The organism is Xenococcus sp. PCC 7305, from assembly GCF_000332055.1.
GTDB lineage: Bacteria > Cyanobacteriota > Cyanobacteriia > Cyanobacteriales > Xenococcaceae > Xenococcus.
Genome location: NZ_ALVZ01000200.1, coordinates 1 through 25,103, shown reverse-complemented (window position 1 = coordinate 25,103; position 25,103 = coordinate 1). Strand labels below are relative to the sequence as shown.

Below are 25,103 nucleotides of genomic sequence, written 5' to 3'. Positions count from 1 at the left end.
TAAACATATCTAGGTTAATTTTATTTTTACAGTGGTTTCGTTGCCCTCCAACATAAATTTGCTGGAGTTCTCTGCTTATCACCAAGAAAACGATCTAAAATTATAGCGATCGCATTTAAAAATCCAACTAGAGGAGCTAATAATAAAGCTCTAAACCTAAATAAATTTTGTGATTTATTTTCTTGTCTTGTAGATAGCATCCAGTCCATTGCTAATATAACGGCAACTGTAGAATAAACCCCACCATTACCTTCGATTTTTATGTCGACAAATCCTGCATTTTCTAGGAGTTTTTTTATTCCTAAATCCGTATAGCGACGAAAATCATAAGGCTCTAAATGTATTGGACTAACATGAGGAACAGAGCCAATAAATAAACCATCTGGCTTTAAAATACGATAAATTTCGGTAGTTGCTTTAATTGGATCATTAACATGTTCTAAAACTTGATTACAGAGAACAATATCGGCAGTTTCATTCTCTAGTGGTAAATTTTCAGCATAGCCAGATAATTTTTCTATTTGCCTTTCATCATCATTAGCTAAACTAGTAAATCGATCAATAGCAATATATCTTGCTATCTTTCCTGTGAAATATTCATAATATGGACTATTCCCTGCACCAACATCAACAATATAGTTTTGGTTATTAGTAATTTGTGATATTACTTTCCTGAGAAATTTATTAATGTGATTAATATTATGAAAGTTAAAAGAAAATATAGTATTTCTGGGATGTTTTCCTAAAATCCAGCTATACAGTTTATTGTATAGCGAAAATCCCAACCAATAAACTTGTCTCAGAAGTTTAAATTGTTGATCGGTTAATTGAGATTTTACAATTCGCTCCAAAGCTATCTTACTCATAAATATAATGATTATTTTGTTACCATTTGCATTAATTTTTGATCCCAATTCTTCCTGTATAATCAAAAAGTTTTGATATTAGCAATTATGTTACGATTAGTTCCATCTATAAGGTTTCCACAATTCTATATTTTGGCGGTCTAAATCTTTGATTTTTTTTGCAGGTACTCCAACTGCAATACATTGACTAGGAATATCTTTGACTACTACACTACCCGCTCCAATAACAACATCATCACCGATTGTTACCCCTCCAATAATAGTTACATTAATGCCACACCAAACACGAGAACCTATTTGAATTGGCATTCCTTTGGGTTCTAAAGTTACTGGATCGTGAGTACCAGAATTAAGAGTTAAACATCCTGCAGTGAGAAAGTCATCACCGATTATAATCTGTTTATAATTCCAGATTCGAGTAAAACTACCAATGGAACAACGTTCCCCTAAAGTTAATTGACCTTTATTCTTAATGTAAATATCATGCCCCATACGTATTTTTTGATTGAATTTAACCCCCATAAAACTCAAATATATTTTTCTGAATTTTTGATCTCTATCATAGAGAGAATTAAATAATTTAAATTCTAAATCAGCTAAATTATCTAAAAATAATTTTATAATATTAGTAATTAATTCCATTGCAAAATACCTGGAGACAAATATCCTTTCCAATTACTTCCTTGAGTTTTATCTTCCATTTTTCCAGAAAACTCAACCTTAAATTTAATTATATCTTCTAACCTTTCATAAATATCTTGGTTTCTAACCCCTAAGGCAAACATCATATAATAATCTCCTTCTGCAAATATATTGGCTGGAATCATGCATTCTCTTTTCTCATTATTTCCATAAGAAGATTCAGCAAACTCATCTGTACTGTGAATCAACCAAGATCCTTCACTATTACGAATTACTATCGTGACGACAATATTATCAATTCCTTTATTCTCAAACTCACAATTAATTTTGATAGGTAAATGCATTTGGAAAGCTTCATATTGCATTCCTCTTTGAGATAATTCAATTTTTGTGATGTACGGGACATCTTTTTTGGATTCAGAGAAATAACAATTGGACGTAGTTTTCTCCCGAGAATCGTTATAATAGCTAATAGAGTTATTAACTGATCCTTGATAAATTAAGTTACCAGAACTCAGGACAATTCCAGAACTACATAGACTTTTAATTGCACCTAAATTATGACTGACAAATAAAACAGTGCGACCTTCTTTCCCTACCTGTTCCATTTTGCCCAAACATTTTTTCTGAAACTGAGTGTCGCCGACGGCTAAAACTTCATCCACCACTAAAATTTCTGGTTCTAAATGAGCAGCTACAGCAAAAGCTAAGCGCACATACATACCCGAGGAATATCTCTTTACCGGCGTATATAAAAACTTCTCAACCTCAGCAAAAGTCACAATTTCATCAAATTTTTTCTTGATTTCTGCCTTGCTCATACCTAAAATTGCACCATTTAGAAAAATGTTTTCCCTCCCTGTTAATTCGGGATGAAATCCAGTTCCAACTTCTAATAGACTGGCAACTCTACCTGTAATTTTTATTCGACCTTTTGTGGGCTCTGTAATTCTACTGAGTATTTTTAGTAATGTTGATTTTCCAGCTCCATTTCGCCCAATAATTCCAACCTTATCGCCCTGTTTAATTTCAAAGGAAACATCTTCTAACGCCCAAAACTCTTCTCGGATACTATCATCTATATATTTGGGATTAGTAATTTTCTGAATAGCTAATTTAGCGCCATTGGTAATAACATCTCTCAAGGCAGTATATTTCTGCGGCTTTTGATGCCCAATCACATATTTTTTACCTAGATTCTCTACCTTTATTGCTATATCTGACATAACTATATTGAATTTCCGCCACTAGTTCTAACATTCTCGGGGCTCAATTGTCATCCCTGAACAAAATTTATTTTGTTTTTTTTTGATGACCTTGAGAAAAGATTAACTTTCTATTAGTATCTAGGCATTAATTACCAAATTACAATTTAGCAACTTTAATTAAATAACATCAGCAAAAGTGCGTTCCATCTTGCGAAAATACCAAATACCACCAATAAATAAAATTATCACTAAGCCTAAAGATAAGAAAAATCCCGGAACATAAATATGAGATTCATTGCCTAAAATTGCCCAACGAAAACCATCAATCACTCCCACCATTGGATTGAGAGAATATAGCAATCGCCATTGTTTAGAAATAATATTGCTACTAAACCCAACAGGTGAAACGTAGAGCCCAAATTGCACGATAAAAGGCACAATGTAGCGAAAATCGCGGTACTGCACGTTTAAAGAGGCGAGCCATAATCCTGCACCGATTGAAGCGGCAAAAGCGATCGCAATAAACAAAGGTAAAGTTATAATTCGCCAACTGGGGACAAAATCATACCAAGCCATTAATCCCAGTAAAATCATGCCTGAAATCAAAAAATCAACGAAACTAACCACCACAGCACTAGTCGGGACAATCAAGCGCGGAAAATAGACTTTCGAGATTAGATTCGAGTTACTAATTAGACTATTGCTACATTCGGCAAGGGAATTAGCAAAAAACTGCCAAGGCAGCATAGCTGCAAAAACAAGAATTGCGTAGGGGGCATCACCTTCGGAAGGTAATTTAGCAATTTTTCCAAAAACAACAGTAAACACGATCATCGTCAAGAAAGGTCGGATTAAAGCCCAAGCCATCCCGATCACTGTTTGTTTATACCGAACTAAAATATCTCGCCAAGCGAGAAAATAAAATAATTCACGATATCGCCACAAATCCCGCCAATACTGTCTTTCCGTACGACCTGCTTCAATAATTAACTGTGGAGGATTACTTACCATATTGATTCTTCAGACTGATCAAAAATATTTCGTTTTCCTATTTGTATTTCTGTTTCTTGATTATGTCTACTTGATCAGCCCTTAATTGTGGCAAGTAAGTTCTTTATTAAAAATTTATTTCAGTTATTGATTTCCAGAGAACTGATGTTGGGAATCAGCGGATTTTCCACTAATCCAATCTCCTAATAACTTCAATGCTTTAATCATGCTTTGAGCTGAGTTGGCGATAATGATTCGGCGCTGAGGCGATCGCGATTCTTTGTCTTTGTCCTCCTGATAAGTTCGCTCCTCGATTATCAACTAAAGATATGCGCGGTCACAGATTTTTACTCATAACAGACATATCGTAGATGGCTCAGTAAAGCAGAGAATATTTTTGGCAAAAATTATCAAAAAAGTGGAGATGCTACAAATGGGCTATCCGTGAGATTGGAAATGAGAGTTCAGGGTAATGATTTCAGGTCGTGGCTCTTAACTAAAGGGCGATATTAGATTAATAGGTGGAGCCACCACACTCGAAATATGGTGATAAATCGGGAGAGTTCGAGTCTTTCATCGCCCATAAAAATAACTAATGCTGAGAACAAAAGATTAGACTAAAACTTGATCTAACCTCAGCCGTCGTTAATTAGTTGATATCATTAGCCAACTGGTGTAGATAGTCAATGTGTTTCATGGTTGCCTCAGTAGGTTGAAGACCAACCGCTTCTAGAATATCTTTCCAGCGGTAAGTCCAATCATGTTTGAGTAAACAATTTGCTGTATTATCTCTGGCTATCTTAGCTAATCTTTCTGGTTGGGCGTCAAGTTCGGCGATAACATCCGCTATATCTGTAGTTCTAGGATCTACTTTAATAATAGGTTCATCCCAATCAAAATATTTGGAAAATTCTTTATTGCCAGGAGGAATTCCTAGCATGACGGTTCCTGCTGCTGCACATTCAAAAAAGCGATAACCAATCTCTTGCTGACCTCCTGTTTCCTCGGCAACGTTAAACTTGGCATAGTAAGTAATGGCATACCGAGATCTTTTCAGCAAATTGGCAAATAAATCACGATGTTCTTGGTGATTGTCGATCAGCAAATATTGTCCCTTGACTGTATCGTAGTAGTAAAAAAAGTTTTTTTGAGTTGTTAGCCGTTTCAAAGAGTTATGAACCTCAGGGCTCCGACGACCCACATAAGCAACATCAATACTTCTTTCAGGGGGATCTGGATAGGGACAAAATCTTTGAGTATTGACAGCAGGAGGCAGATAAGTGCAGGGTTTTCCAAATCTTTTGGCAAGCCCTTCCACACAATGGGTAACCCCTACAAAAATGTGATCGAAACTCCGAAATGGTTCTTGTTGTAAAGCCCAGTCATCTAACTCTGGTTCCCAGGTTTCAGCGATAAAACAAACAGCATGACGGCATTTATCTCGCCAACCTTTGATGGAGTTGATGAGATGTAAATACCAAGGACTGTCTACAACAACAAAGAATAAATCATATTCACGATCTAGAGTCATGCCATCGGGAAAGGACGTTATCGCTCTAGCAAATTTATCTGAACCACTAACCGATCTAGCTGCACGATAAATTTTGCGAGATAAGGGATACTCACTCTTAGGGCTATATAGGTCGGCACCTTCTATATCGCAGAGTAAATCTTCCCATTCATAAACACAACAATTGGCCGCTTGGAAGCGTAAGTTCCTAAGGGAAAAGATTAAGGTACGAGGTTTAGTATTAGTGGACATAGTTAAGACTAAATAACTAAAGGAATAAAATATTTGACTACTTCATCACCAGTTTAGCCGTTTTCTTCCAAATTTTAAGGCGGGCAATGCCCGCCTTACTCAAGAACCCAAAAATCTTTAAATTTGGGAATTATCGCAACTTTGAAAGCTTAAAAATACTATAGGGTCATTAGTTCAGCTGATACCCCCATCTCTTCCATCATTTTGCCAATTTCATCACAATAAATTTCATTCATGACAATTACTTTATCAGGCTGATATTGTTTTAAAAACTCTGGGGACATAATTTCTTTTCCTACTCCAGGGATAAATTGTCCGTGACGATTGGGATTAATATCTACAACATATTCAATTCTGTCAATCGTGTCCAAGGTAGTTAGAAAAGCAACACATTTAGACCCAGAACCCCAAACCACTACTTTTTGATTTTCTGCTTTCATTTGGGTTAAGGTATCCTTCCATGCTTGCAGTTTGCCCTGAATATTTTGGGCAAAATACTTAACATCTGCCGCGACATCCGCAACCGATTCTTCAAAGGGATGAACCTTATCAGAAGTTTGTTCCGCGATCGGCTGAGCTTCCACAATTAAATATTGCCCACCGTATTCTTTGTATAAATCTGTGACTTCAAAACCACAAGAACGGAACAAACGAGCTAGGGTTCCAGGGCTAAAATAGGAACAATGTTCATAGTAAATATCTTCAAAAGCCATCTGTTGCATCACCCGAGTGTTGTCGGGGATTTCCAAACAAAAAGCGATTTCTGTGCGATCGCCTATGGAATCACGAACAGTTTGGACAAATTCTTTAGTATTTTGAATATGTTCTAAAGTATGACGGCAACAAATAAAATTACCAACATACTCAGCATGATTTTTACTATAGTATTCCCGAATAAATTTGACGCGATCGCTAGCCTCACTCTCGACTCTTCCTGGCACTACACTGGGGTCAATTCCCACACCGCGGTTGTTTCCTAATTCGCACAGTAAAATCAGGAAATCTCCCTTATCACAACCGATTTCAACAATATCTTTATCATGTAAATCGTACTTCTCAATCCATTTATCAGCTAGAAATTTAGCAAACTTGTTAAAAGTAGGAGAATAACTTTGTTGGCTTTCATAATTAGGCGCATAGGCAGAGCAATTAGCATCAAATTCTACATTAGTAATAAATCCGCATTCTGGGCAAAAACCAAGAACCACATCGCCACAAGGAAAATCCAGAGCCTTCTTCTTAGAAGGCATCATCAAACAACTATGAACAGGAACATTTCTGACTTCATAGAAGATATGTAATCCCCGAGAGCCGCAATTAGGACAGTTATGTTTGTGATCAAGACTATCCAATTCAAATTTCGTAGCAAGTGCCGAGTTAACCATAATTTTATTATTTTCTAGGTAGGTTGAATTAATTATTCTCTAGTTGGCTTAGTTGATTCATCCAAGGCATAAAAAAACAAGAAATTAAATTTTGTAAAACTGACAACTAATTAAGCATTAAGAATCAAAAATCTACTCCACAATTTTGGGCTCGGGGATAGGAACAATAAACTTACCCCCAGCTGCACGATAAGCCTCTTGCTGTTGCATAATCTCCTTGGCAAAATTCCAAGCCAAAATCAAAACATAATCAGGTTGATCTTCGAGCAACTTACTAGGCGCAAAAATGGGAAGATGACTAACACTGTAATAGCGACCCTGCTTGAAAGTATTAAGATCTACTATGTAATCCAATAAGGTCTTATCAATGCCCAGGTAACTGATCATTGTATTCGCTTTCGCCGCTGCGCCATAGCCAACAATTTTTTTACCTTGTTTTTTTAGATCCCAAAGAATATCAAGCATTGCATATTTGAACGACATTACCTTATCAGCAAAATCTTGATAATATTCGACTCTGTCCACTCCTAATTTACTCTCTAAATCTAGTAAGCCTTTAACCGATTCCTGGACATTTTCCTTCGGTTCTACATACACTCTTAAAGAGCCGCCATGGATTGACGTACGCTCAACATGGTTAAAATATAAACCATGTCTTCGAAATAGATTATCTAAAGCAGTAACTGAAAAATAACAAAGATGTTGGTGGTAGATCGTATCAAATTCACAATGCTCCACTAAATCTACTATATAAGGAGCCTCAATGACTGCTACTCCAGTCTCCTTCAGTAAAATCTTAATGCCTTTAACAAAACCATTAATATCTGGAACATGGGCTAAAACATTATTCCCCAAAAATAGATCTGCCTCTTTACCTTCGGAACGTAATTTTGTGGCCAGTTCTTCAGTAAAGAAAGTACAGATAGTATTCACCCCAGCCTTTTGGGCTGCTGCTGCTGGTCCAGATGCCGGGTCAATCCCCAACACGGGAATCCCTGATTCCACAAAATTTTTAAGCATATAGCCATCGTTACTGGCAGCTTCAATAACTAAGCTATTGCTATCCAAATTCCTAGTTTTGATCAGGTTTTTTGCACTTTCTCCGAAATGTTTAAGTAGAGAGGGCGAAATCGAAGAAAAGTAAGGATAATCTTGACAAAACAAAATCTCGGGAGGAACTTGTTCTGTAATTTGCACCATGCCGCAATCTGGGCAAAAAGCAAGATCTAAAGGAGCTGTATACTCAGGTTTGGCCAATTCCTCCACCTTCAAAAGATTATCTGCTAGAGGAGTGTAGCCAAAGGATATTACCGTATTGAGGTTGCTATTTCCACAGGAAATACAAGATATACTTTTCTCTTCCATCATTAATAAAGTATCTTAATTCTAATTATTTTATTTTTTAATCTAAATCTGATTTGACCTTCGATTATCGAAAATCAGGGAATAAACTATCCTGATAGTATTCAGATATTATTATTCCCTTTATCTTCATCTTAATTAACAACCGCCAAAGCTTCTTGTCTCCAATAGAGACTAGTATCTAATAGGTCTTGTTCAACAAGATATTTGATATGGGCAATTCTTTTGTACTTAACCCCTTCAAACTCTTCTAAACTTAGACCAACCTTTTTATAAGCTTCGTATAATTCCTGTGCCCCTTTACGAGCATTCCATTGGGGCTTGAAGTTAGGCAGAGCTTTCATGACCTTGTCACATTTGACTCTATAACAACGTTTGTCCGGCCCACCGTTGGGGTCATATTCAATGTTGCAGTTAGGAACAGTTTCTTTTACAATATCTGCCAACTCACGAATTTGGTAGTTATCTTCGTTGCGACAAATATTAAAAGCCTCGTTATAAACTGCATCTTTAGGAGCTTCCAGAACGGCAATAAATGCTCTAGAAATGTCCTCAATATGGACAATAGGTCTCCAAGGAGTACCATCACTTTTAATAAATACTTTGCCCGTGGTTAATGCCCAGGCAACTAAATTATTAAGCACTAGATCAAATCGCAAACGAGGAGAAACTCCATAAGCAGTGGCATTACGCAAATAAGTAGGACAGAATTTTTCGTCTGCTAGTTTACTCACTTCTTGTTCTACTCTGACCTTAGAAACACCGTAGGGAGTTACTGGATTGAGTGGTGATTCCTCATTTAACCAATCAACGCCTCCTGCACCATAGTTACTGCAAGAAGAGGAAAAAACAAACCGCTCTACTCCAACTTGCTTAGCTAGTTCGGCCAATTTTACAGATGCGCTAAAGTTAATGTCTTCGGTCAGACCCGCTTCATAATTGCCTAAAGGATCATTTGACAAGCCTGCAAGATGAAGCACCGCATCATAACCTTCGACATCTGAAGGCTTGAGATGTCGAATGTCCTTAATAATTTCTGGTATTTCGACAATTCCTTCACCAAAGGTACAACGCTGATAATAGTCAGTATCCAAGCCAACTACTTCATACCCTTTTGCGAGCAGCATTGGTACTAAAACTGTCCCGATATAACCTTTATGTCCAGTCAATAATATTCTTTTCACAAAAACCTCTTTACAGATAACGAAATTTTTATCTTATTCTCAGGGAAAGGAATTGTTTACTGATAAACAAATATAAATCCTCATTTACCAAATATGCACAACAAAAGACTAAAGTAGCAACCGAAGATCCACGGTTTTTCCCAACCCTGAAATTACTAGGATAATTTTAACTTAATAGTAATCTTACTTAAACTAGCTGCAATGTATCTGACCAAGTTTTCCAAGGTGCATTACCCGTTTCCCACATTTTTTCTAGGCGTTTCTTATCTCTTAATGTGTCCATACATTGCCAGAAACCTTCATGTTTGTAGGCCATGAGTTTGCCATCTGCGGCCAACCCTTCTAAGGGCTCTTTTTCAAAAAGGGTAGCATCCCCGTCTATATATTCAAATACTTCTGGTTCTAGGACAAAGAATGCGCCGTTGATCCAACCTTCAGCAGTTTGAGGTTTTTCTGAGAATTTGGCAATGCGTTCCCCCGAAAATTCTAAATGACCAAAACGCGCTGGAGGACGGACTGCGGTTAACGTTGCCAAAGTTCCATATTCTTCCTTGTGGTGATTATGAAATGCCAATAGCTTCTTGAGATCGATGTTAGAAACACCATCTCCCCAAGTCATCATAAAAGTTTCTTTGCCATAGGCTTGGCCTTTTTTCGCTCCGGAAAGATAAGGAATGAGACGTTTAATTCTTCCCCCAGTATTAGTAGATAATCCAGTATCAATCAACTGTACAGTCCAATCGTCTACAGTGCCGTCGCTGTGAGCGGTAATTTTGCCGTTGCGTAACTCTACTGTTAAGTTACTATTAAGCGCACAGTAATCACTGAAATACTTTTTGATTACATGACCTTTGTAACCCAAAGCAATCACAAAATCACTTAAGTCATAATGGTAATAATGTTTCATGATGTGCCACATTATAGGTTGAGTCCCAATTTCAACCATAGGCTTTGGCTTATCAACAGTTTCTTCTGAAATACGAGTTCCTAACCCACCAGCTAGCATACCTACTTTCATAATGTTTTCTCGAGTTTTTTAGTATTGTTTATTTTCTACTTATGTAATACGTGATTTATGACTAATCGCGCTTTCATATTACTAATATATATGAGGCATATGAAGTTTTAATGAATACACCCAGGAAATTAGTTAAAGAAAAGACGAAGATTTTTCTGCCATCTGAGGGTAAATACGAAAATATAGATAATCAATGATTCTCAGATATAGAACATGAGTAAAAAATGAATAATGAGAAATACGCACAAAACATTTGACATATGCAGGGATCTTGTTGCTTGGGATATTCTTCGACAGCTCAAAGTTTGCTTGGCAAGTTCTAAAAACGTTCTCCAATCCCAAAGTGAATACGACTATCACTTTCATCATTGATTGCATAATCAACTCGAATTGGGCCAAGGGGAGACTGGACTCTCACCCCAATCCCATAACCAAAACCACTTCCTGGCAAGTTTCTTCTAACGGAGGGTTCTCCTGGTACATCACTGTCAGTGCCGAGGACTGTCCCAAAATCTGCAAACAAAGCACCGCCAACAATCCTGAAAACAGGAAAGCGATATTCCACTGTGCCTTGAAGATAACTTCTACCGTTACCTACTTCTCCTTCTGGGTAACCTCGCACCGAATTGCTACCGCCAACAACAAAAGCTTCATAGGGCGGTAAATCACCGAGGATTGTTCCTGCTTGAACATTAAAGGCAAATGCTTGAGGTCCTTCAGTGAAATTGAGTAAACCTGTCGGAATATAGTAGCTGTAACTGGCCCGAACACGGTTAAACAGAATAGTCCCTGAGCCGATAGGGATAGTTTGATCTACGCCAAAACGTAGTAGTGAGCCTGCAGTTGGCTGTAATCTACTATTGCGTTTATCCCTAGTGGCACCAAAACGTACAAAAAACAGGTCATCCTTGCCATCATCACTAAAGGCCAGATTTTGACTGCCATCTTCTTCTCTAGAAACGGGTGATGTATCACCATCAGAATTTTTGATGACTACACGTTGATATTGAAAACCCGTGGATAAATTCCAATTGGCACGCTTAAATACATCTTTAGATAGGGGGCGACCGAAATTGATTCCCCCACCAGTACGTACTACCCGAGGACTATCGTCACCATCTTCAGTTCGAATGTCATCATCATCACCATCATAGACAAGAGAAATAGAACGACGACGAAAAGCATTAACGGTATAAGAAGTACGATAGGGGTCTCCAGCAATCCAAGGATCGGTGAAACTCAAATCGAACAATAATTCTCTTTCTCCTAATTGGAATTCTGTGCCGATAGTTTGGTTATTTCCACCTAAATTCTGCTGTTGATAGCTGATTGTGCCGAATATCCCGCTAGAAGAGCTAAAACCAGCACCCGCAGCCACTGAACCTGTACTATTTTCGACTACGATTACATTAATAATTACCTTACTGGGATCTTCTCCTGGCTCAAAGGATAAACGAATATCTTCAAAAATTCCTAAACCAAAAACTCGCTGTAAATCCTTTTGTGCGGTGTTACGGTTAAAAACATCTCCTGGTTGGAGCTCAATTTCTCTAGTTATAATAAAGTCACGAGTTTTTCCTTCTGTGGGTTCATCTTCTTCGTCAATAAAACTAATTTCAATATTCTCGATAACTCCTTCTGCCACCACAAGAATAACTGTTCCATCCTCATTGACTTCGGGTGAACCCACCACTTGAGCCAATTCATAACCATTCTCCGAGTACCATTCGTTGACTTTTTTGATCCCTTCTTGTAAGTCTCGAAGATTGAGGAGGTCTCCATAACCAGGGCTGAAGATTTCGTTTACTGTTTCTGGAGGTAAGACTTGTTCACTGATATCAGGGGGAACCGTTTGAATAGTTACTTCATTTAAGATGGGGTTGGCGACAACGGCAAAGGTAATTTTTACCCCTAGAGGTGTATCTTCGGGGATCACCTCGACATTTTGAAAGAAACCGACAGCGTAGATTGCGTTAATATCTTCTTGGAGTTGTGCACGCGTTGTGGTCCTTCCCGGTTTAGTGTCAATCGTCTCGTAAATAATCTCGGTTAATCTTTCATCCACTCCTGTAACATCAACTTCTGCGACTAGAACACGAGATTCTGCTTGATTACTTGGTGTGGTGGGAGAAGTTTCTTCGGTTGCACCATTGGTTTCTTGAGCAATCTCGATAGACTTAGCCTGAGCCTGGGCTTGGGGAAACGGGTCTTTTATTTGATTTGATACCCGATCTACTTGTAGCTCTCTGATACTAGCTAACAAGGGATTTGTTTTTGGTTGTTTAATTAATCTTGGTGTAGGGGAATCTAGGGTCTTTTCGCTCTGATTAACCCCTCTTTCCATATTGGGTTTGGCTATTGCTTGGATGGATAAGGCAAAGTTCCAAGTTAAGGATGTTGCCAAGATTGTTGATAAAGCAGAAGATAAACGCAATTTTTAATTCCTCGATTTTTCCACACACCCACAAAACGATCAATACTGTAACAGTTTTTTGGCTGTTGATTGATTCATTATGAATTATGAATAGCAAATCGGGAATTAGTTCCTGAACTAATAGTTACTCATTGCTGTTGACTTTTAACTATTAACTGATTTCTTAATGGTTAATTGCGGATAGTACCCTTTCCTGAACTGTTTGATATGCCGATTCTATCTGACCTAAATCTTGACGAAAACGATCTTTATCCATGATTCTTGCTTGGGGATCGGTTTCGCGACTATCCCAGAGACGGCAGGTATCAGGACTAATCTCATCGGCAAGGATTATCTGATTTGTCGCATCTATGCCAAATTCTAATTTGAAGTCTACTAGGATAATATTGCAAAGTTTGAAAAAGTCTTGAAGATGTTGATTGATTTTTAAGGTCATCTCTTCAATAGTAGCTAATTGTTCTGAGCTCGCTAGATTGAGTAGGGATAAGCGATCGCGCGTGAGCAGCGGATCTCCTAGGGCATCATCCTTGAGATAGTATTCCAACAAGGGTTTTGGTAAAACTTTTCCTTGTGGTAGCCCTGTTTGACGGCATAAACTTCCTGCAGCAATATTTCTGACAACTACTTCGAGAGGAATAATTGTCACAGCTTTAACTCGCATCTGATTGACTTCGGGGCAGTCTATATAGTGGGTGGGAATTCCAGCTTTTTCTAGGTATTGAAATAATGCCGCGGCAATTGTGCAATTAATTGCTCCTTTACCCGTAATTTGCCCTTTTTTCTGAGCATTAAATGCTGTTGCATCATCTTTGTAGATTGTTAGTAATATTTGAGGATCTTTGGTGGGATAGAGAATCTTGGCTTTTCCTTCGTAAAGTTTTGCTGTCTGCATCATTATTTAAAGTAAGTTTTGTTACGTAATTTGTTAATTATCAAGGTTAAGATAAGGTTAAGAAAAAGTTAATCAAGAATTATTACAGGTGATGGTGGACTTTAGTTTAAGTGAGCAATAATTTCCCAAAGCACTGGATTTGAATCCAGTAAGATTATAAAGAAACTTATAGATATTTAAAGTTCGAGCAAGTTTAAATCAGAAAACATAATCAAACAACCATAAAGTCACTTAGTTTGAGCGAAAAAATGCTATCAGATAACGATAAACATGATTTTCTTTATCCTCGAAATTCTTATCATGGAGAGGTAAGTCCTACAAATTTAGTTTTCAATGCTAATTTACAGGAATTTTCCCAGAAAATCAGTTATATTTGCGCTCTAGAAGCTGGGGGGAAAGTTCCCCCAGAAAAAGCCTTTAAACAAATCAAGTCTTTGTGGAAAGAGCTCAAACGAAGTAAGAAACAATTGGGGATTGGGGAATAGCTTTTCCTAGGTTCAATAAATTAAGTTTACTTCGTGGTCGCGAAATGTTATTTACTAAAGTTGTGCTCAAGTTCTTTTTAGGCTTCAATGAGTAATAATACACAATGGGCAATTGCATAGTCCAAAGCTTTTTTTGCTAATAGAAAATTAATTCTTGGGAATTGGTGTATTTAACTACAGCACCAGTAACTATTAGTCACTCAAGATTAAGGGATTAGAGCAAAATCTTTTCCTGATATTTTCGATCAGAATTTATGCAACCGAAAATCATTGTTTGTGGCTTAGGGCGAAATGGAACCAAAATCTATAGCTTATTGAAGCGGCAAGGTGCAGAGGTAGTCGGTATTAGCGACTCTTCCATCACAAGACAATCGGACGAACAAATTGTTATTGGTGATCCGCGGGCCAATACCACTCTGATTAAGGCGGGAATTAGACAAGCTCAAACCTTAGTCTTAGCTCATGATGATGATGCCCTGAATTTGGCAATTTTGACTCAGGCAAGAATACTTAATCCTCGCATTCGGATTATTAATCGTTTACTTAATCAGACTTTGGGAGAACGTCTAGATCTGACCTTGCCTGATCATATTTCTCTAAGCGTTGCTGCTCTTTCTGCGCCAATTTTTACTTTTGCAGCTTTGGGTAATAAAGCGATCGGGCAACTAAAGTTATTTAATCGTACTTGGCCTATACAGGAAGAAATTATCAATGAGGATCATCCTTGGTTAGATAAAGAACTCAAGGAGTTGTGGGATGATCCGAATCGGATGTTAATCTACTATTTGCCAACTCAAGGTGAAATTGATTTGGTTTCAGCTATTGGTACGGGTGTTCGGCTTAAAATAGGAGACTGTGTCATTGTCGGTACTAAACCTAAAGTCTTTAGCCAACGCCCTTCTTGGTTGCAGAAACTTCTCAAGGCAATTTTTAATATTCCCCGTTATCAGCATTATGCCCGTCCTGTCACCTTGATTAGTTTGGCGTTGCTGTCGGTCATTTGTTTGGCGACTCTTACCTATGTCAGCTTTAGTTTAAATACCTCCTTTGTCGATGCGTTGTATTTCACTGTTGGTATGATCACTGGTGCTGGTGGTGAGGAGCAGGTGGCAGAATTTGCTTCTGACAATATCAAGGTTTTTACAGCTGTGATGATGATTGTGGGGGCGATCGTCATTGGTATTTGTTATGCTCTGATTAATGATTTTGTTTTAGGAAGTCGTTTTCGACAGGCTCTCGATGCGGCTAGGATCCCAAGGCGAAATCATTATATAGTCTGTGGATTAGGCGGTATTGGTGTTCAAATTGCTCGTCAGCTTCATGTTCAAGGCTATGAGGTTGTGGCGATTGACTTAGATCACAATAATCGTTTTTTACACTATGCTCGTTCTTTGGGAATTCCTGTGATCCTTGAGGATGCCAGTTTACCCTCTACGCTCAAAGCAGTTAATATTCGTCATGCTGCTAGTTTAATTGCCGTTACCAGCCATGACACAGTCAATTTGGAGATTACCCTAACCGCTAAAGCCCTAGCCCCTAAATTGACAAGCATTGTCAGGAGTGGTGATCCTCAGTTTGCTCAATCAATGCAGGAGGTGTTTGAGTTCGATCGCGTGTTGTCACCTGTCGAGTTGGCTACTCATTCTTTTGCTGCTGCTGCTTTGGGAGGGAGAATTTTGGGCAATGGCATGACTCAAGATTTGCTCTGGGTGGCGATCGCAAGTATGATCACCCCAGGACATCCTTTTTGTGCTCAAACTGTCGAGGAAGCAGCAATTAAAGCTGATTTTGTCCCGTTATATCTGGAAAGAAACAGTCAAACTTTCCATGGTTGGGAGTTGCTGGAGCTCTGTCTTCAGCCCCAAGATATTCTGTATTTAACTATGCCTGCTAGTCGCCTGGGGCAATTATGGCGATCGCCAGTAGCTAATGAGTTAGTTCTAGATCAAATTACTGGGTAAAAGGTTTGGGGTAAAAGGTTTTGGGTTTTAGGTTGTAGGTTTTAGAGGCCAAGGACTTTCACCTCGTGGATTCTCTGATGGGCAATTGATCGAGATGAATCATAAACTAGAGTTATTATTTGCCTCATCACTCCAGCAATTCTTGTGCTCGTTATGATATTCCAGAATGTCAAAAGGTTTTTGTTAGAAAATGCCAATCGGTTTTTGGGAATGCTCCTGGGTCTATTATGTGTTCTTAAGATCTACGGTTTGTGGAAATATCGAGGGGAAGTGCAACTTGCCTTTAGTGAAAATGTTTTTTACTTTCCTAGTCAGCTAATTGTTAATAATTTGGTTCATATTACCTATCTTGCGATCGCCTCTTCGATTCTACTCTTGGCTCGCAAACCAAAGAGACAATATTCCCAGTCAACTCCAATCTTAATTTCTCTGCTCGGTTCGTTTTTGCCATATCTATTACTTATTGCTCCCGTCTCTGAATTACCCCAAATTCCCATTATTGTTCCAGTTTTATTTGTCTTCGTTGGTGGCCTAATTTCGTTGATTGGACTGCTTTCTCTCCGCAAAAGTTTTAGTATCACCCCAGAAGTTAGAGGATTTGTGGTTTCTGGGATATATTCTTTTATTCGTCACCCTATGTATTTGGGCGGTTTTGTTTCGGTGGCAGGCATTTTGCTGAGTAGTCTTAGTATTTTTTCTCTGGTTGTCTATCTGGTGTGGCTAGTAATTCAAATTTGGCGAGCAGGACTTGAAGAGCAGCTTTTGCTCAAGGAATATCCTGAGTATCAGAAATATCGGCAAAAGACAGCGGCTTTTGTTCCTATGATTTGAAAGCAGAGGGGAGTTCTAACTTTTTCCTTCGTTTGAACTTCCCTAGCATCTCTTAAAATGAGAGTAACAAGAAAAAAATAACCAAATTAGTAACGATCAATTCAGCTTAGGTATATTTTGCTGTTCCCTTGTTTCTTGAAGGAGGTAGTAGATGTCTTTTTTCTAGATCTTGCTTCACTCAACAAGAACTTCTCAATGTTCAGTAAAGATAGTTAAAGCTAAATGGAGGAAATTGCCACAAGAACTGAAGCTAGAGGATTGACCCCAGAAAAACTAGTTGTTTACTCAAATGATATTGACTTGAAATCTCAGGAAATTAATATGGAGCTGGCGCTGCTCTTGACGAGTCAATAAATTAACAAGCGACCCCGCGGAATTTTCAATCCATTTACCCAGCTTCTTGTTCTGGGAAAGGGAACGCGCGGGTTACCAGGTCTTGTGTCTATCCGAATTCAGTCAGCATATACATGACCAATAACGGTAACCTTATCATCTCCTACTGCTCCTGAAGCTCCTTGAACTAAGGTTTCAAATTCATATATCCCATCAATGATTCCTGTAATATCCATGCGAAAATCACGAGATTCTCCACCTAAAACATCAGAGCAACCCAAAGAATCTGTGCAGACAAAATCAATAGTCAGACCAGAAGTGTCGCCCACAGTTGTAAAGCTCAAAGAACTTGGTTTAATAACTTGGTCAACTAATTGCTCAATTTTTGTTGCGAGACTATTGGGATAAACATCTTCATAGATGCCTCCAGTCTGACTGGCAATTACCGAGGCTTGGTCGCCATTATTGTCCAAAGTCGTACTATTATTACCAACTTGTTCACTACTCAAGATATTGATCGCCACAACTTTAATATTTTCATCTTGCAAAGCTTGTATCGTCTCTGGAACATCTACCGTACTAGTATGAGAGGGCGCATCTCCAAACCAAACTATTACCTTTTGTGCATCAGCGCGCCACTGAGTATCGTAATTGGTCGCAATTCCACTAGCGGTAGAATCCCCAGAAGTTGCAGCCTGATGCAAAGCAAATAAATTAGCTTCTGGCCAATCGTATCCATAACCAGGTGGAGCAACCCAATTATTGATAGCCGCGATCGCATCTGCTTGGTTTCCTCCCGCGACAGGCTCCAAAAGATGATAATAGCCAGCACCATATCCACTGGGGTCGCCTTCTGCGGGATCACTAAAGTAATGGGCAACGCCTATTTCGATGTCGCCATAGGTTGTCACTAAATTATTGAGTAAAGTAGTAGCATTATTTTGCACATTGGTAATTGCAGAACCCATACTGCCAGTATTGTCGGAGAGAAATAAAACATCTACTTTTAGCTCGGGAGTAGCGTCCAAGGTAACTGTGCGATTAATAGAAATACTTTTAGTGATTTTTACGGTTTTATTGATATTATCAGGAGTTAAGGAATCAGCATTTGCCCCTTGGGCAAAAAACATGTTTGCAGCTAGTAAAACTAAACTATATTTCAGCCCCAATATTTTTTTATTATGCATCTTAATTTTTCTCAAAAATATTTCTTCGATATAATATTCAACTTAGTGTGATTACTATTTATAGGTAATCTTTGATCAAAATGTAACAGTAATTTTTCCAAACAATAATCGCGAAATTACTGGTTTACTGCAAGTGTAGTTTCATCAATTAAATATTTGATGGTATTTTTTAGTAAAGGCAGATTAAAGAGACAAAAAGGTAAATTAAAGACATAAAACTTAATTCTAGTTATTTTTGGATGTCTAAACCGAGAAGCTTTAGTTATGATAATCCTTTGAATTATTATTAGAATTAGATGAACTATCGTTTTTTCAGCAACACCGAGAATATACTGAGGTTATTTTATTCTCGAGGTCAGGAGCAATTAGTAACGTCGAATTAGCGTCTACTTTTTGCCTCAATCAGGCTTAAGTCTTGCAGCTTAATTCTATTTAGTCGATTTTGGCGAGTAAGTCGCGATCGCTAGTGCAAAGATTTCTTTAGTTATAGCGATCGCAACACAAGGCATATTACAATAACAAATATTTTTCTCTACAGACTAGCTAAAATACCAGGCCAGTTTTGGTCACCTTTTTGAATATTTCCAGGAATATCTTTCGCCCATCTTCTTTGGACTCCTTTGTTGTAATTAAGATATAGTTTTCCTTCTACTATTTTCCAAGCTTCAGGATCGATGGGGGCAGTATAGTTTTGGCTGACGGCCCATGCACAAAACCCTCCATACTGAGGAGCATATTGTTCAGGGTTTTGAGCAAATAAGTCTCTATTTTGGGAATTTTTAAATAGCCATGTTGTATTTCCCCATTGATGGCTAAAATTTTTGTCCCCGATAACTGCTTTGCCCTCTGTGAAATAAGCCACAGGATCTGCTCCCCTAATGGCAATTCCTTCCTCTTCATAGAAAGTAGTGGAGCTATTTGCTTGAGCGAGCAAAATTTGATTTTCTGTAATATTGCTTTCGGTTGTTTCTCCACTCACGATTGTGGTTAAACCCCAAGTAAAAAAAATAAGACCGCTAATAAGAGTAACGTTTTTCAATTTCATGGCGTTATTATCTGGCTTGAAATAATGTTTTTCTTTTCACCTAATATATTTAGGGAGCAAGATAAAAGGAATCTGGTTATTACCTGAAAGGATGATTAAATTTCACCTTCCAAACTGAGAAAATTCTGTTCTAGGGGCTTTAATTAAAATTTGCCCTACCATTCTTGATTAATCATGCTTCTATAAGTTGAGCATTTGTATGCCTCTCATAAAAGCTTGGGAAATAGAAGGCAAGATGCTGTTGTTTTTGGCATTATCTTTGCCTTTAGTGAAAACCACTAATAAATAAGGTTGTTGTTGAGGGATTTCAATATAAGCTGCATCATGACGAACTTGAGATGTCCAACCAGCTTTTGACCAAATTTGGGCATTTGTCGGTAAAGCCTCTCCCAGAAAACCTGTCACTTGGTTCTCTTCTCCTTGATACTTTGCCAGATCTTGGGGGTTGAGACTTCGCTTGAGCAGTTTCATCATTTGAGAAGAGCGATCGCTTGAGACCGCAACGCCGCCAATAATACTGTGTAATAATCGCGCAATGCTATCAGTTGTTAACATATTACGATTTTCCATCATTTCCCCCAGAAAGGCTTTTTCCCTACCATAAGGCCCTTCATTCCAGGGTTTTTGATTAACATTAATCGCATCCAATTCTGACCAACCCAAAGATTTGAAATAACGATTGACAATATTTCTCTGATTTTTCCAAGTCTCAAAGGGATTAGGCGGTAATTCGGGGCCGCTAGTTGTCCCCGTTAAAGTGTCAAGAATTAGACTAGTCGCATCATTGCTCGAATCGGCGATCGCATCTCGAATCGCTCTTTGTAATTCTATACTGTCTGAGATCATTCCCCCTTCGAGCCATTCTTGAATTGCCACTAGATAAAATAATTTCACAATGCTAGCAGGGTAAATCCTTTCAAAGCCTCTATAGCTAAAACCCCTAACCTCATGTTGCCAAAATTCTTCAGCGGATAAAGCCCCACCAGTATTGACAATCACTGGGTGATCGTAAACTATCCAAGTAAGAGCAATTTGATCTCTTGCTAGAGTAGGAAATTCCTGAAAAACCTCTTCGAGAATCTGATGTGCAATTTCTGTTAGTTGTGTATCCTGACGAAAAAAGACCATAATAAGGTTTAATGATTGTCAACTGTTAAGTTAACTAGATAGTAACTGGTTTAAGACTATTGGTTTGCTGATGCTGATTGCTCATAATACTATCTATTTATGTCTATTTATAAATTAAATGAAAACTGTTAAATCTCAATTCAGCGATCGCGTGACAGAGAATAATGTTTTAGATTCAACCCCAGAAAATAAGCCAAAAACCCTAGTCACCAATAAGTCATTGAGTTTTTGGGCAGTATTTACTTCCACTTTTGTCACAATATTTTTGGCAGAAATAGGGGATAAAACCCAAGTTGTAACTTTACTCATGAGTGCGGAATCTCAATCTCCTTGGTTAGTTTTTTTCGGAGCAGCAGCGGCCTTGATTACCACAAGTTTGTTGGGAGTGTTGATTGGTTATTGGTTATCAAAAAAACTCGATCCCAAAGTTTTAGATTTATCTGTCGCTATTTTATTATTATTTATTACAGCTTGGCTCATCAGCGACATTCTCTAGTCAAGATTAAACATTTAATAGTTCTCAATTTTCCCCCATTCGAGGACAAGCAATTCTCAATTTTTAATTAATATTTATGGATTTACAACTTTTAGGGCTTAGTTTTATTACAGTGTTTTTGGCAGAAATTGGAGATAAAAGTCAGGTGGCTGCGATCGCATTAGGAGGCAGCTCCAAACATCCTCGCGCTGTATTTTTGGGTTCCACTGTAGCTTTAGTTTTAGCCAGCTTTCTTGGTGTCATAGCTGGCGGCGGCGTAGCTCAGTTCTTGCCGGAGAAGCTATTGAAAGCGATCGCTGCTCTCGGTTTTGCGATCATGGCATTGCGGTTGCTTTGGCCTGACCAAGCGGATGACTAAGTTAATAAGTAATGAGTAATAAGTAATAAGTAATAAAGAGAGTTTTGAAATATCAATTATTGCCTAAATTACGATGGGGTTTGGTGATTCTGTTTTTGGTTTCCTCATTGGTGTTTGCCAATTTGGCTTATTCCAACAATTCTGAGTTTAATCGCTTAGAACAAATCCTTACTGGTTATGGCTTTATCGTCAAACAGGAAATACCACCAAAAATTAATAATTCTGGTTTAAGACCTTATGGTCTAATGAACAGTAAAACTAAGACCATTTGGATTAATCCCGTAGTGTTTGAATTGGGAAATGCGCGATCGGTTTTAATTCACGAAGCTGTTCATGCTGCTCAAACTTGTGCCGGAAAAGGACAAATTTCTTTGGTAAATCTAGATCTAGAACCTCCTCAATTTACCAGACCCTATTTTATGCGTTATCATTCTTATCGCAGAGAAATTGAAGCTCAAGCTTATACGGTGCAGGTGCAACCTGATTCTTTGGCGATCGTGATCGAGTTATTAGAACAAAATTGTTCTTAAATACTAGATAAACCATGAATTTAGATCAACAGTTACAAATATTAATCAAAAATGCTCCTAATTACGGAGTTCCAGCTCTGGTTATCGAAAAAGCGATCGCGCCTGTATTAAGAAAATTTGCTGAGCAGTTAAAATTCTCGGAGTATTATATCCTACAAAATCCCACAGAAGATTGGGTCATGTTTAAGGTTAAAGATAATCCCCAGCAAGATTCCGAGAAGACTGTGATTTATGCTTTTACTTCACATCAAGACGCAATTCAATTTAATCGAAAACAAGATGATGGAATTGTCGCAAATCCTTTGCCAACAACTCATATTTTATTTAGATTATTTTCGGTAAAACAAATAAATAGTATTGTCTTTTTCAACAAAGTCGAAAAAATGGAGCAAGGCATTGAATTGCAACGAAAGGATTTGCAAAATTTAATTCAAGAACAACTACAAAAATTAGCGAAGACTAAAGCTAACAATATTGCATAAAACTGAGTGGCTTAGCGGAATTAATTGAACCTTATTTTTGCTGTTCCCTATTCCCTATTCCCTATTCCCTGTTCCCTAACCCTCATTTTCTAATTGATCATAAATAATACAGAACTGATAACTGAAATAATGCATAAGTTTGATTTAAGCAATCGTTTTTACTACCAAGGACAATATCCTTGTCCCGTATGTCGTCATGGGCAAGTGACTGCAATGCCACTTATGGAAGCGTTTGCTTGTGACTTTTGTCAGCATATTTTTACGACAAATTTTGACAAACAATTAATTAAAATGGCAGATAGCCAACTTCCCCTAACCTGGTACTGGAATGGGAATCAGTGGCAAGGAATACAGGGAGAAGGAACCAATTTAAGTTGGGGCTATTTACTCTCAGGAGCGGCTTTTGTGACTTTTCCCACCGTGATTGTTGCGTTAGGAGCTTATATTTTCCCTACAGCACCAAATAGTCCCTTATCCTGGTTACCTTTGCTTTGGACTATTCTAACTCCCTTAACTCATTTACTAATTGTGCTATGGCTGGTTGTTGAATATTATCAGTTACCTCTTCTCCTCTACCTTAATGCCCTAAGAAGACGCATCTCCCTTGACTGACTTTCAAGATTGCCAATTATTTCAAGAATTATGAAATTGCATTTCTACTGGCTGCCCAAAATTTATTTGGGTGTTTTTTGCAACTCAGGTCTTTCTTCCCCAACAATCGCATCAGTCACAGGACAGACCTGGACGCAAATGCCACAGTCGATACAAGTGGCAAAATCGATCCAAAACCAATCAGTACCTTTTACATTCTTACCTGGCCCTGGATGTATACATGCTACGGGACAAGCACTAACACAATCAGCTATTCCTTCACAAATGTCAGTAACTATTGTATGAGGCAAAATGAATTCTCCTTGAAGTTTTGTTAAGTTAGGGTCTTAGCCGATTTTACCGTTATTTTGACAAACTAGCATTCTGCGATCGCAAGCTAATTGTCACCGCTTATAGTCGTCTTCTTCTGATGGAGCTAAATGAGGATTATATTTTACTACTAAGATCATTCAATGAGGAACAAAGAATCAGAGTTCTTATTTAGTTAAACCTTGTAAAGTATCGCAAAATACTATAGCTAATTATTGTTAAATAAGACATACTGGGAATGTGGAGAGTGACAGGGGAAGTCTTTATCATGTGGGAAAGGTTGTTATTGGCTGCAATAGCTACATTGTGTTTTTATTTATTTTTGAATTTTGGAACAAGTAATCCGCAATCCAGTTTTTTCGGAAAAAGTCTTACTAAAGCACCAAGTTTTATTTTTAATATTCCGATCTTTAAATAGATAATTCTAATATAGTTGTAATCTAGATAATTGTTGATTTGATGTCGCGAATGATTAGTTTTTGACAATTTTGATTCGTTACTGTACTATAGGTGCTTAATATGAATCAAGAGGCCAATGAATAAACGACTTCAATTAGCAATTATCTCCTGCGGCATTGCCGCCTCGGTTATTTTTCCCCAGATTTGCCAAGCAAAAACGGTTGAAGAAGAGATTGAGAAGACTGGGATTTTAAATGTCGGGATTAGAGAGGATTCGCCACTGTTTGGCTTTAGTAGTGACAAAGTGGGATATTGTGCCGATTTTGCTAATTCTTTGGCGGAAAACCTGAGTCAAAAACTAGATAAAACTATTACAGTAAATTTAATCAAGTCCACAACTCAGACTCGATGGGATCTTGTCAAGGATGGAACTGTCCACCTTGAATGTGGGCCCAATACGATAACCCCTGAACGGGAACAAGAATATGGAATAACTTTTTCTAAACCCTTTTTTGTAACAGCAACGCAGGTGTTTGTCAGAATCGATGCTACAGAAGAAAGTCTCAGGACAGGAACTATTGGAATCATTAAAGGTACGACCAACGAAGCAGAAATTAGGCAAGTTTATCCTGAAGATCAAGTTAATGACTCTTTCAAACGCAGAAGCGAAGGGATAGCTGCTGTTCAACTTCAAGAAATTAGTGGATTTGCTAGTGATGGTATTCTCTTAGAAGGCACAGCATCATTTTTGGAGATTAATCCTGAAAAATATACTTTGGTAACACCATTAGTCGGCGATCGTCCCCTTTGTGCAGCCTATGGCATGATACTCCCTGAAGATAAGAAAAATACCCAGTGGCATGATACTGTAAATTCTTTGATTGCTCAAAGTGGTCAGGGAGAGAAGGTTTGGGAGAATTGGTTTAGAGAGCTGTTGCCCTATGTCGGGGCAGTTCTGGAGGCTTGTCAAGCCGATCAAGAAAGTAATAACAATTCTCAAGACTCAACTCAATTTCAAAGCTTGTAGCTAATTTCTAGTAGTTTTTAACGGGGCTTCGCCCTTGAAGGCAGAGGGCAGCGGTGAGACCCCGCGCCGCCGTCAGGCGCAAGGGAAGCGGTAGAAGCCCGCGCCGCCGAAAGGCGCAAGGGAATGTCTACCAAGAGACGCTCACCAAGAGAGAGGGCAGAAGGATAAAACTACTTC

Annotated in this window: 25 protein-coding genes and 1 tRNA gene; 10 read left to right on the top strand and 16 right to left on the bottom strand. The window is 38.2% G+C overall.

What is annotated here, in order from left to right; translation table 11 throughout:
• Positions 1–26 precede the first annotated feature (26 nt).
• The 5 genes from XEN7305_RS17065 to XEN7305_RS29095 form a co-directional block, all read right to left on the bottom strand.
• Positions 27–866 carry a class I SAM-dependent methyltransferase gene (locus XEN7305_RS17065; protein ID WP_006510728.1) on the bottom strand — a complete coding sequence of 280 codons (840 nt, stop codon included), beginning with the start codon at positions 864–866 and terminating at the stop codon, positions 27–29.
• Between the two features lie 96 nt (positions 867–962).
• Entirely contained in the window at positions 963–1,508 is a 546-nt protein-coding gene (locus XEN7305_RS26865) for an acyltransferase (protein WP_006510727.1), read from the bottom strand.
• The gene (locus XEN7305_RS17055; protein ID WP_006510726.1) at positions 1,499–2,734 is read right to left on the bottom strand and encodes a polysaccharide ABC transporter ATP-binding protein; all 1,236 of its coding nucleotides are present in this window, start codon (positions 2,732–2,734) and stop codon (positions 1,499–1,501) included. The genes XEN7305_RS26865 and XEN7305_RS17055 overlap by 10 nt, the downstream gene beginning before the upstream one ends.
• A gap of 159 nt (positions 2,735–2,893) precedes the next feature.
• Complete coding sequence (locus XEN7305_RS17050) at positions 2,894–3,727, bottom strand: ABC transporter permease (protein WP_006510725.1); 834 nt, start codon at positions 3,725–3,727, stop codon at positions 2,894–2,896.
• A 123-nt stretch (positions 3,728–3,850) separates the two neighbouring features.
• Entirely contained in the window at positions 3,851–4,027 is a 177-nt protein-coding gene (locus XEN7305_RS29095) for a hypothetical protein (protein ID WP_158500413.1), read from the bottom strand.
• A gap of 180 nt (positions 4,028–4,207) precedes the next feature.
• Here XEN7305_RS29095 and XEN7305_RS28785 point away from each other — a divergent pair.
• A tRNA-Ser gene (locus tag XEN7305_RS28785) sits at positions 4,208–4,289 on the top strand.
• Between the two features lie 66 nt (positions 4,290–4,355).
• Here the strand turns inward: XEN7305_RS28785 and XEN7305_RS17045 are convergent.
• The 7 genes from XEN7305_RS17045 to purC form a co-directional block, all read right to left on the bottom strand.
• Complete coding sequence (locus XEN7305_RS17045) at positions 4,356–5,468, bottom strand: glycosyltransferase (RefSeq protein ID WP_006510724.1); 1,113 nt, start codon at positions 5,466–5,468, stop codon at positions 4,356–4,358.
• Positions 5,469–5,626: 158 nt separating this feature from the next.
• Positions 5,627–6,853 (bottom strand): class I SAM-dependent methyltransferase, encoded by a 1,227-nt coding sequence (locus tag XEN7305_RS17040; protein ID WP_006510723.1) that lies wholly within the window; start codon positions 6,851–6,853, stop codon positions 5,627–5,629.
• A gap of 132 nt (positions 6,854–6,985) precedes the next feature.
• The gene (locus XEN7305_RS17035; protein ID WP_006510722.1) at positions 6,986–8,221 is read right to left on the bottom strand and encodes a class I SAM-dependent methyltransferase; all 1,236 of its coding nucleotides are present in this window, start codon (positions 8,219–8,221) and stop codon (positions 6,986–6,988) included.
• A 128-nt stretch (positions 8,222–8,349) separates the two neighbouring features.
• Positions 8,350–9,399, bottom strand: a complete 1,050-nt coding sequence (locus XEN7305_RS17030) for an NAD(P)-dependent oxidoreductase (protein WP_006510721.1) — start codon at positions 9,397–9,399, stop codon at positions 8,350–8,352.
• A gap of 187 nt (positions 9,400–9,586) precedes the next feature.
• A complete protein-coding gene (gene rfbF, locus XEN7305_RS17025) occupies positions 9,587–10,417 on the bottom strand; it encodes a glucose-1-phosphate cytidylyltransferase (RefSeq protein ID WP_006510720.1) in 831 nt (276 codons plus the stop codon).
• A 319-nt stretch (positions 10,418–10,736) separates the two neighbouring features.
• Positions 10,737–12,761 carry a BamA/TamA family outer membrane protein gene (locus XEN7305_RS17020; protein ID WP_006510719.1) on the bottom strand — a complete coding sequence of 675 codons (2,025 nt, stop codon included), beginning with the start codon at positions 12,759–12,761 and terminating at the stop codon, positions 10,737–10,739.
• 253 nt (positions 12,762–13,014) lie between these two features.
• On the bottom strand, positions 13,015–13,746 hold the full coding sequence (gene purC / locus XEN7305_RS17015) for a phosphoribosylaminoimidazolesuccinocarboxamide synthase (protein ID WP_006510718.1): 732 nt from the start codon (positions 13,744–13,746) through the stop codon (positions 13,015–13,017).
• A 245-nt stretch (positions 13,747–13,991) separates the two neighbouring features.
• Between purC and XEN7305_RS17010 the strand changes: the two genes are divergently transcribed.
• The 3 genes from XEN7305_RS17010 to XEN7305_RS17000 all read left to right on the top strand — a co-directional run bounded on the left by XEN7305_RS17010 (position 13,992) and on the right by XEN7305_RS17000 (position 17,020).
• Positions 13,992–14,228, top strand: coding sequence for a hypothetical protein (locus XEN7305_RS17010; protein ID WP_006510717.1), 237 nt, complete (start codon positions 13,992–13,994; stop codon positions 14,226–14,228).
• 254 nt (positions 14,229–14,482) lie between these two features.
• Positions 14,483–16,189, top strand: coding sequence for a TrkA family potassium uptake protein (locus tag XEN7305_RS17005; RefSeq protein WP_006510716.1), 1,707 nt, complete (start codon positions 14,483–14,485; stop codon positions 16,187–16,189).
• Between the two features lie 153 nt (positions 16,190–16,342).
• A complete protein-coding gene (locus XEN7305_RS17000) occupies positions 16,343–17,020 on the top strand; it encodes an isoprenylcysteine carboxylmethyltransferase family protein (protein ID WP_006510715.1) in 678 nt (225 codons plus the stop codon).
• A 452-nt stretch (positions 17,021–17,472) separates the two neighbouring features.
• On the opposite strand, the gene XEN7305_RS16995 is transcribed toward XEN7305_RS17000, so the two are convergent.
• From XEN7305_RS16995 to XEN7305_RS16985, 3 genes are all read right to left on the bottom strand, one after another.
• The gene (locus XEN7305_RS16995; protein ID WP_006510713.1) at positions 17,473–18,540 is read right to left on the bottom strand and encodes a vWA domain-containing protein; all 1,068 of its coding nucleotides are present in this window, start codon (positions 18,538–18,540) and stop codon (positions 17,473–17,475) included.
• A 532-nt stretch (positions 18,541–19,072) separates the two neighbouring features.
• A complete protein-coding gene (locus tag XEN7305_RS16990; protein WP_006510712.1) occupies positions 19,073–19,585 on the bottom strand; it encodes a YHS domain-containing (seleno)protein in 513 nt (170 codons plus the stop codon).
• Positions 19,586–19,765: 180 nt separating this feature from the next.
• Complete coding sequence (locus XEN7305_RS16985) at positions 19,766–20,713, bottom strand: serine hydrolase (RefSeq protein ID WP_006510711.1); 948 nt, start codon at positions 20,711–20,713, stop codon at positions 19,766–19,768.
• A gap of 118 nt (positions 20,714–20,831) precedes the next feature.
• Between XEN7305_RS16985 and XEN7305_RS16980 the strand changes: the two genes are divergently transcribed.
• The 5 genes from XEN7305_RS16980 to XEN7305_RS16960 all read left to right on the top strand — a co-directional run bounded on the left by XEN7305_RS16980 (position 20,832) and on the right by XEN7305_RS16960 (position 23,191).
• A complete protein-coding gene (locus tag XEN7305_RS16980) occupies positions 20,832–21,209 on the top strand; it encodes a TMEM165/GDT1 family protein (protein WP_006510710.1) in 378 nt (125 codons plus the stop codon).
• 76 nt (positions 21,210–21,285) lie between these two features.
• A complete protein-coding gene (locus XEN7305_RS16975) occupies positions 21,286–21,567 on the top strand; it encodes a TMEM165/GDT1 family protein (protein ID WP_006510709.1) in 282 nt (93 codons plus the stop codon).
• Positions 21,568–21,611: 44 nt separating this feature from the next.
• A complete protein-coding gene (locus tag XEN7305_RS16970; protein ID WP_006510708.1) occupies positions 21,612–22,097 on the top strand; it encodes a hypothetical protein in 486 nt (161 codons plus the stop codon).
• Between the two features lie 14 nt (positions 22,098–22,111).
• Positions 22,112–22,579 (top strand): hypothetical protein, encoded by a 468-nt coding sequence (locus XEN7305_RS16965; RefSeq protein WP_006510707.1) that lies wholly within the window; start codon positions 22,112–22,114, stop codon positions 22,577–22,579.
• A 129-nt stretch (positions 22,580–22,708) separates the two neighbouring features.
• On the top strand, positions 22,709–23,191 hold the full coding sequence (locus XEN7305_RS16960; RefSeq protein ID WP_006510706.1) for a hypothetical protein: 483 nt from the start codon (positions 22,709–22,711) through the stop codon (positions 23,189–23,191).
• 62 nt (positions 23,192–23,253) lie between these two features.
• On the opposite strand, the gene XEN7305_RS27790 is transcribed toward XEN7305_RS16960, so the two are convergent.
• On the bottom strand, positions 23,254–23,481 hold the full coding sequence (locus XEN7305_RS27790) for a 4Fe-4S dicluster domain-containing protein (protein WP_006510705.1): 228 nt from the start codon (positions 23,479–23,481) through the stop codon (positions 23,254–23,256).
• Between the two features lie 554 nt (positions 23,482–24,035).
• On the opposite strand from XEN7305_RS27790, the gene XEN7305_RS16955 reads away from it, so the two are divergent.
• Positions 24,036–24,926, top strand: coding sequence for a transporter substrate-binding domain-containing protein (locus tag XEN7305_RS16955; protein WP_006510704.1), 891 nt, complete (start codon positions 24,036–24,038; stop codon positions 24,924–24,926).
• Positions 24,927–25,103 lie beyond the last annotated feature (177 nt).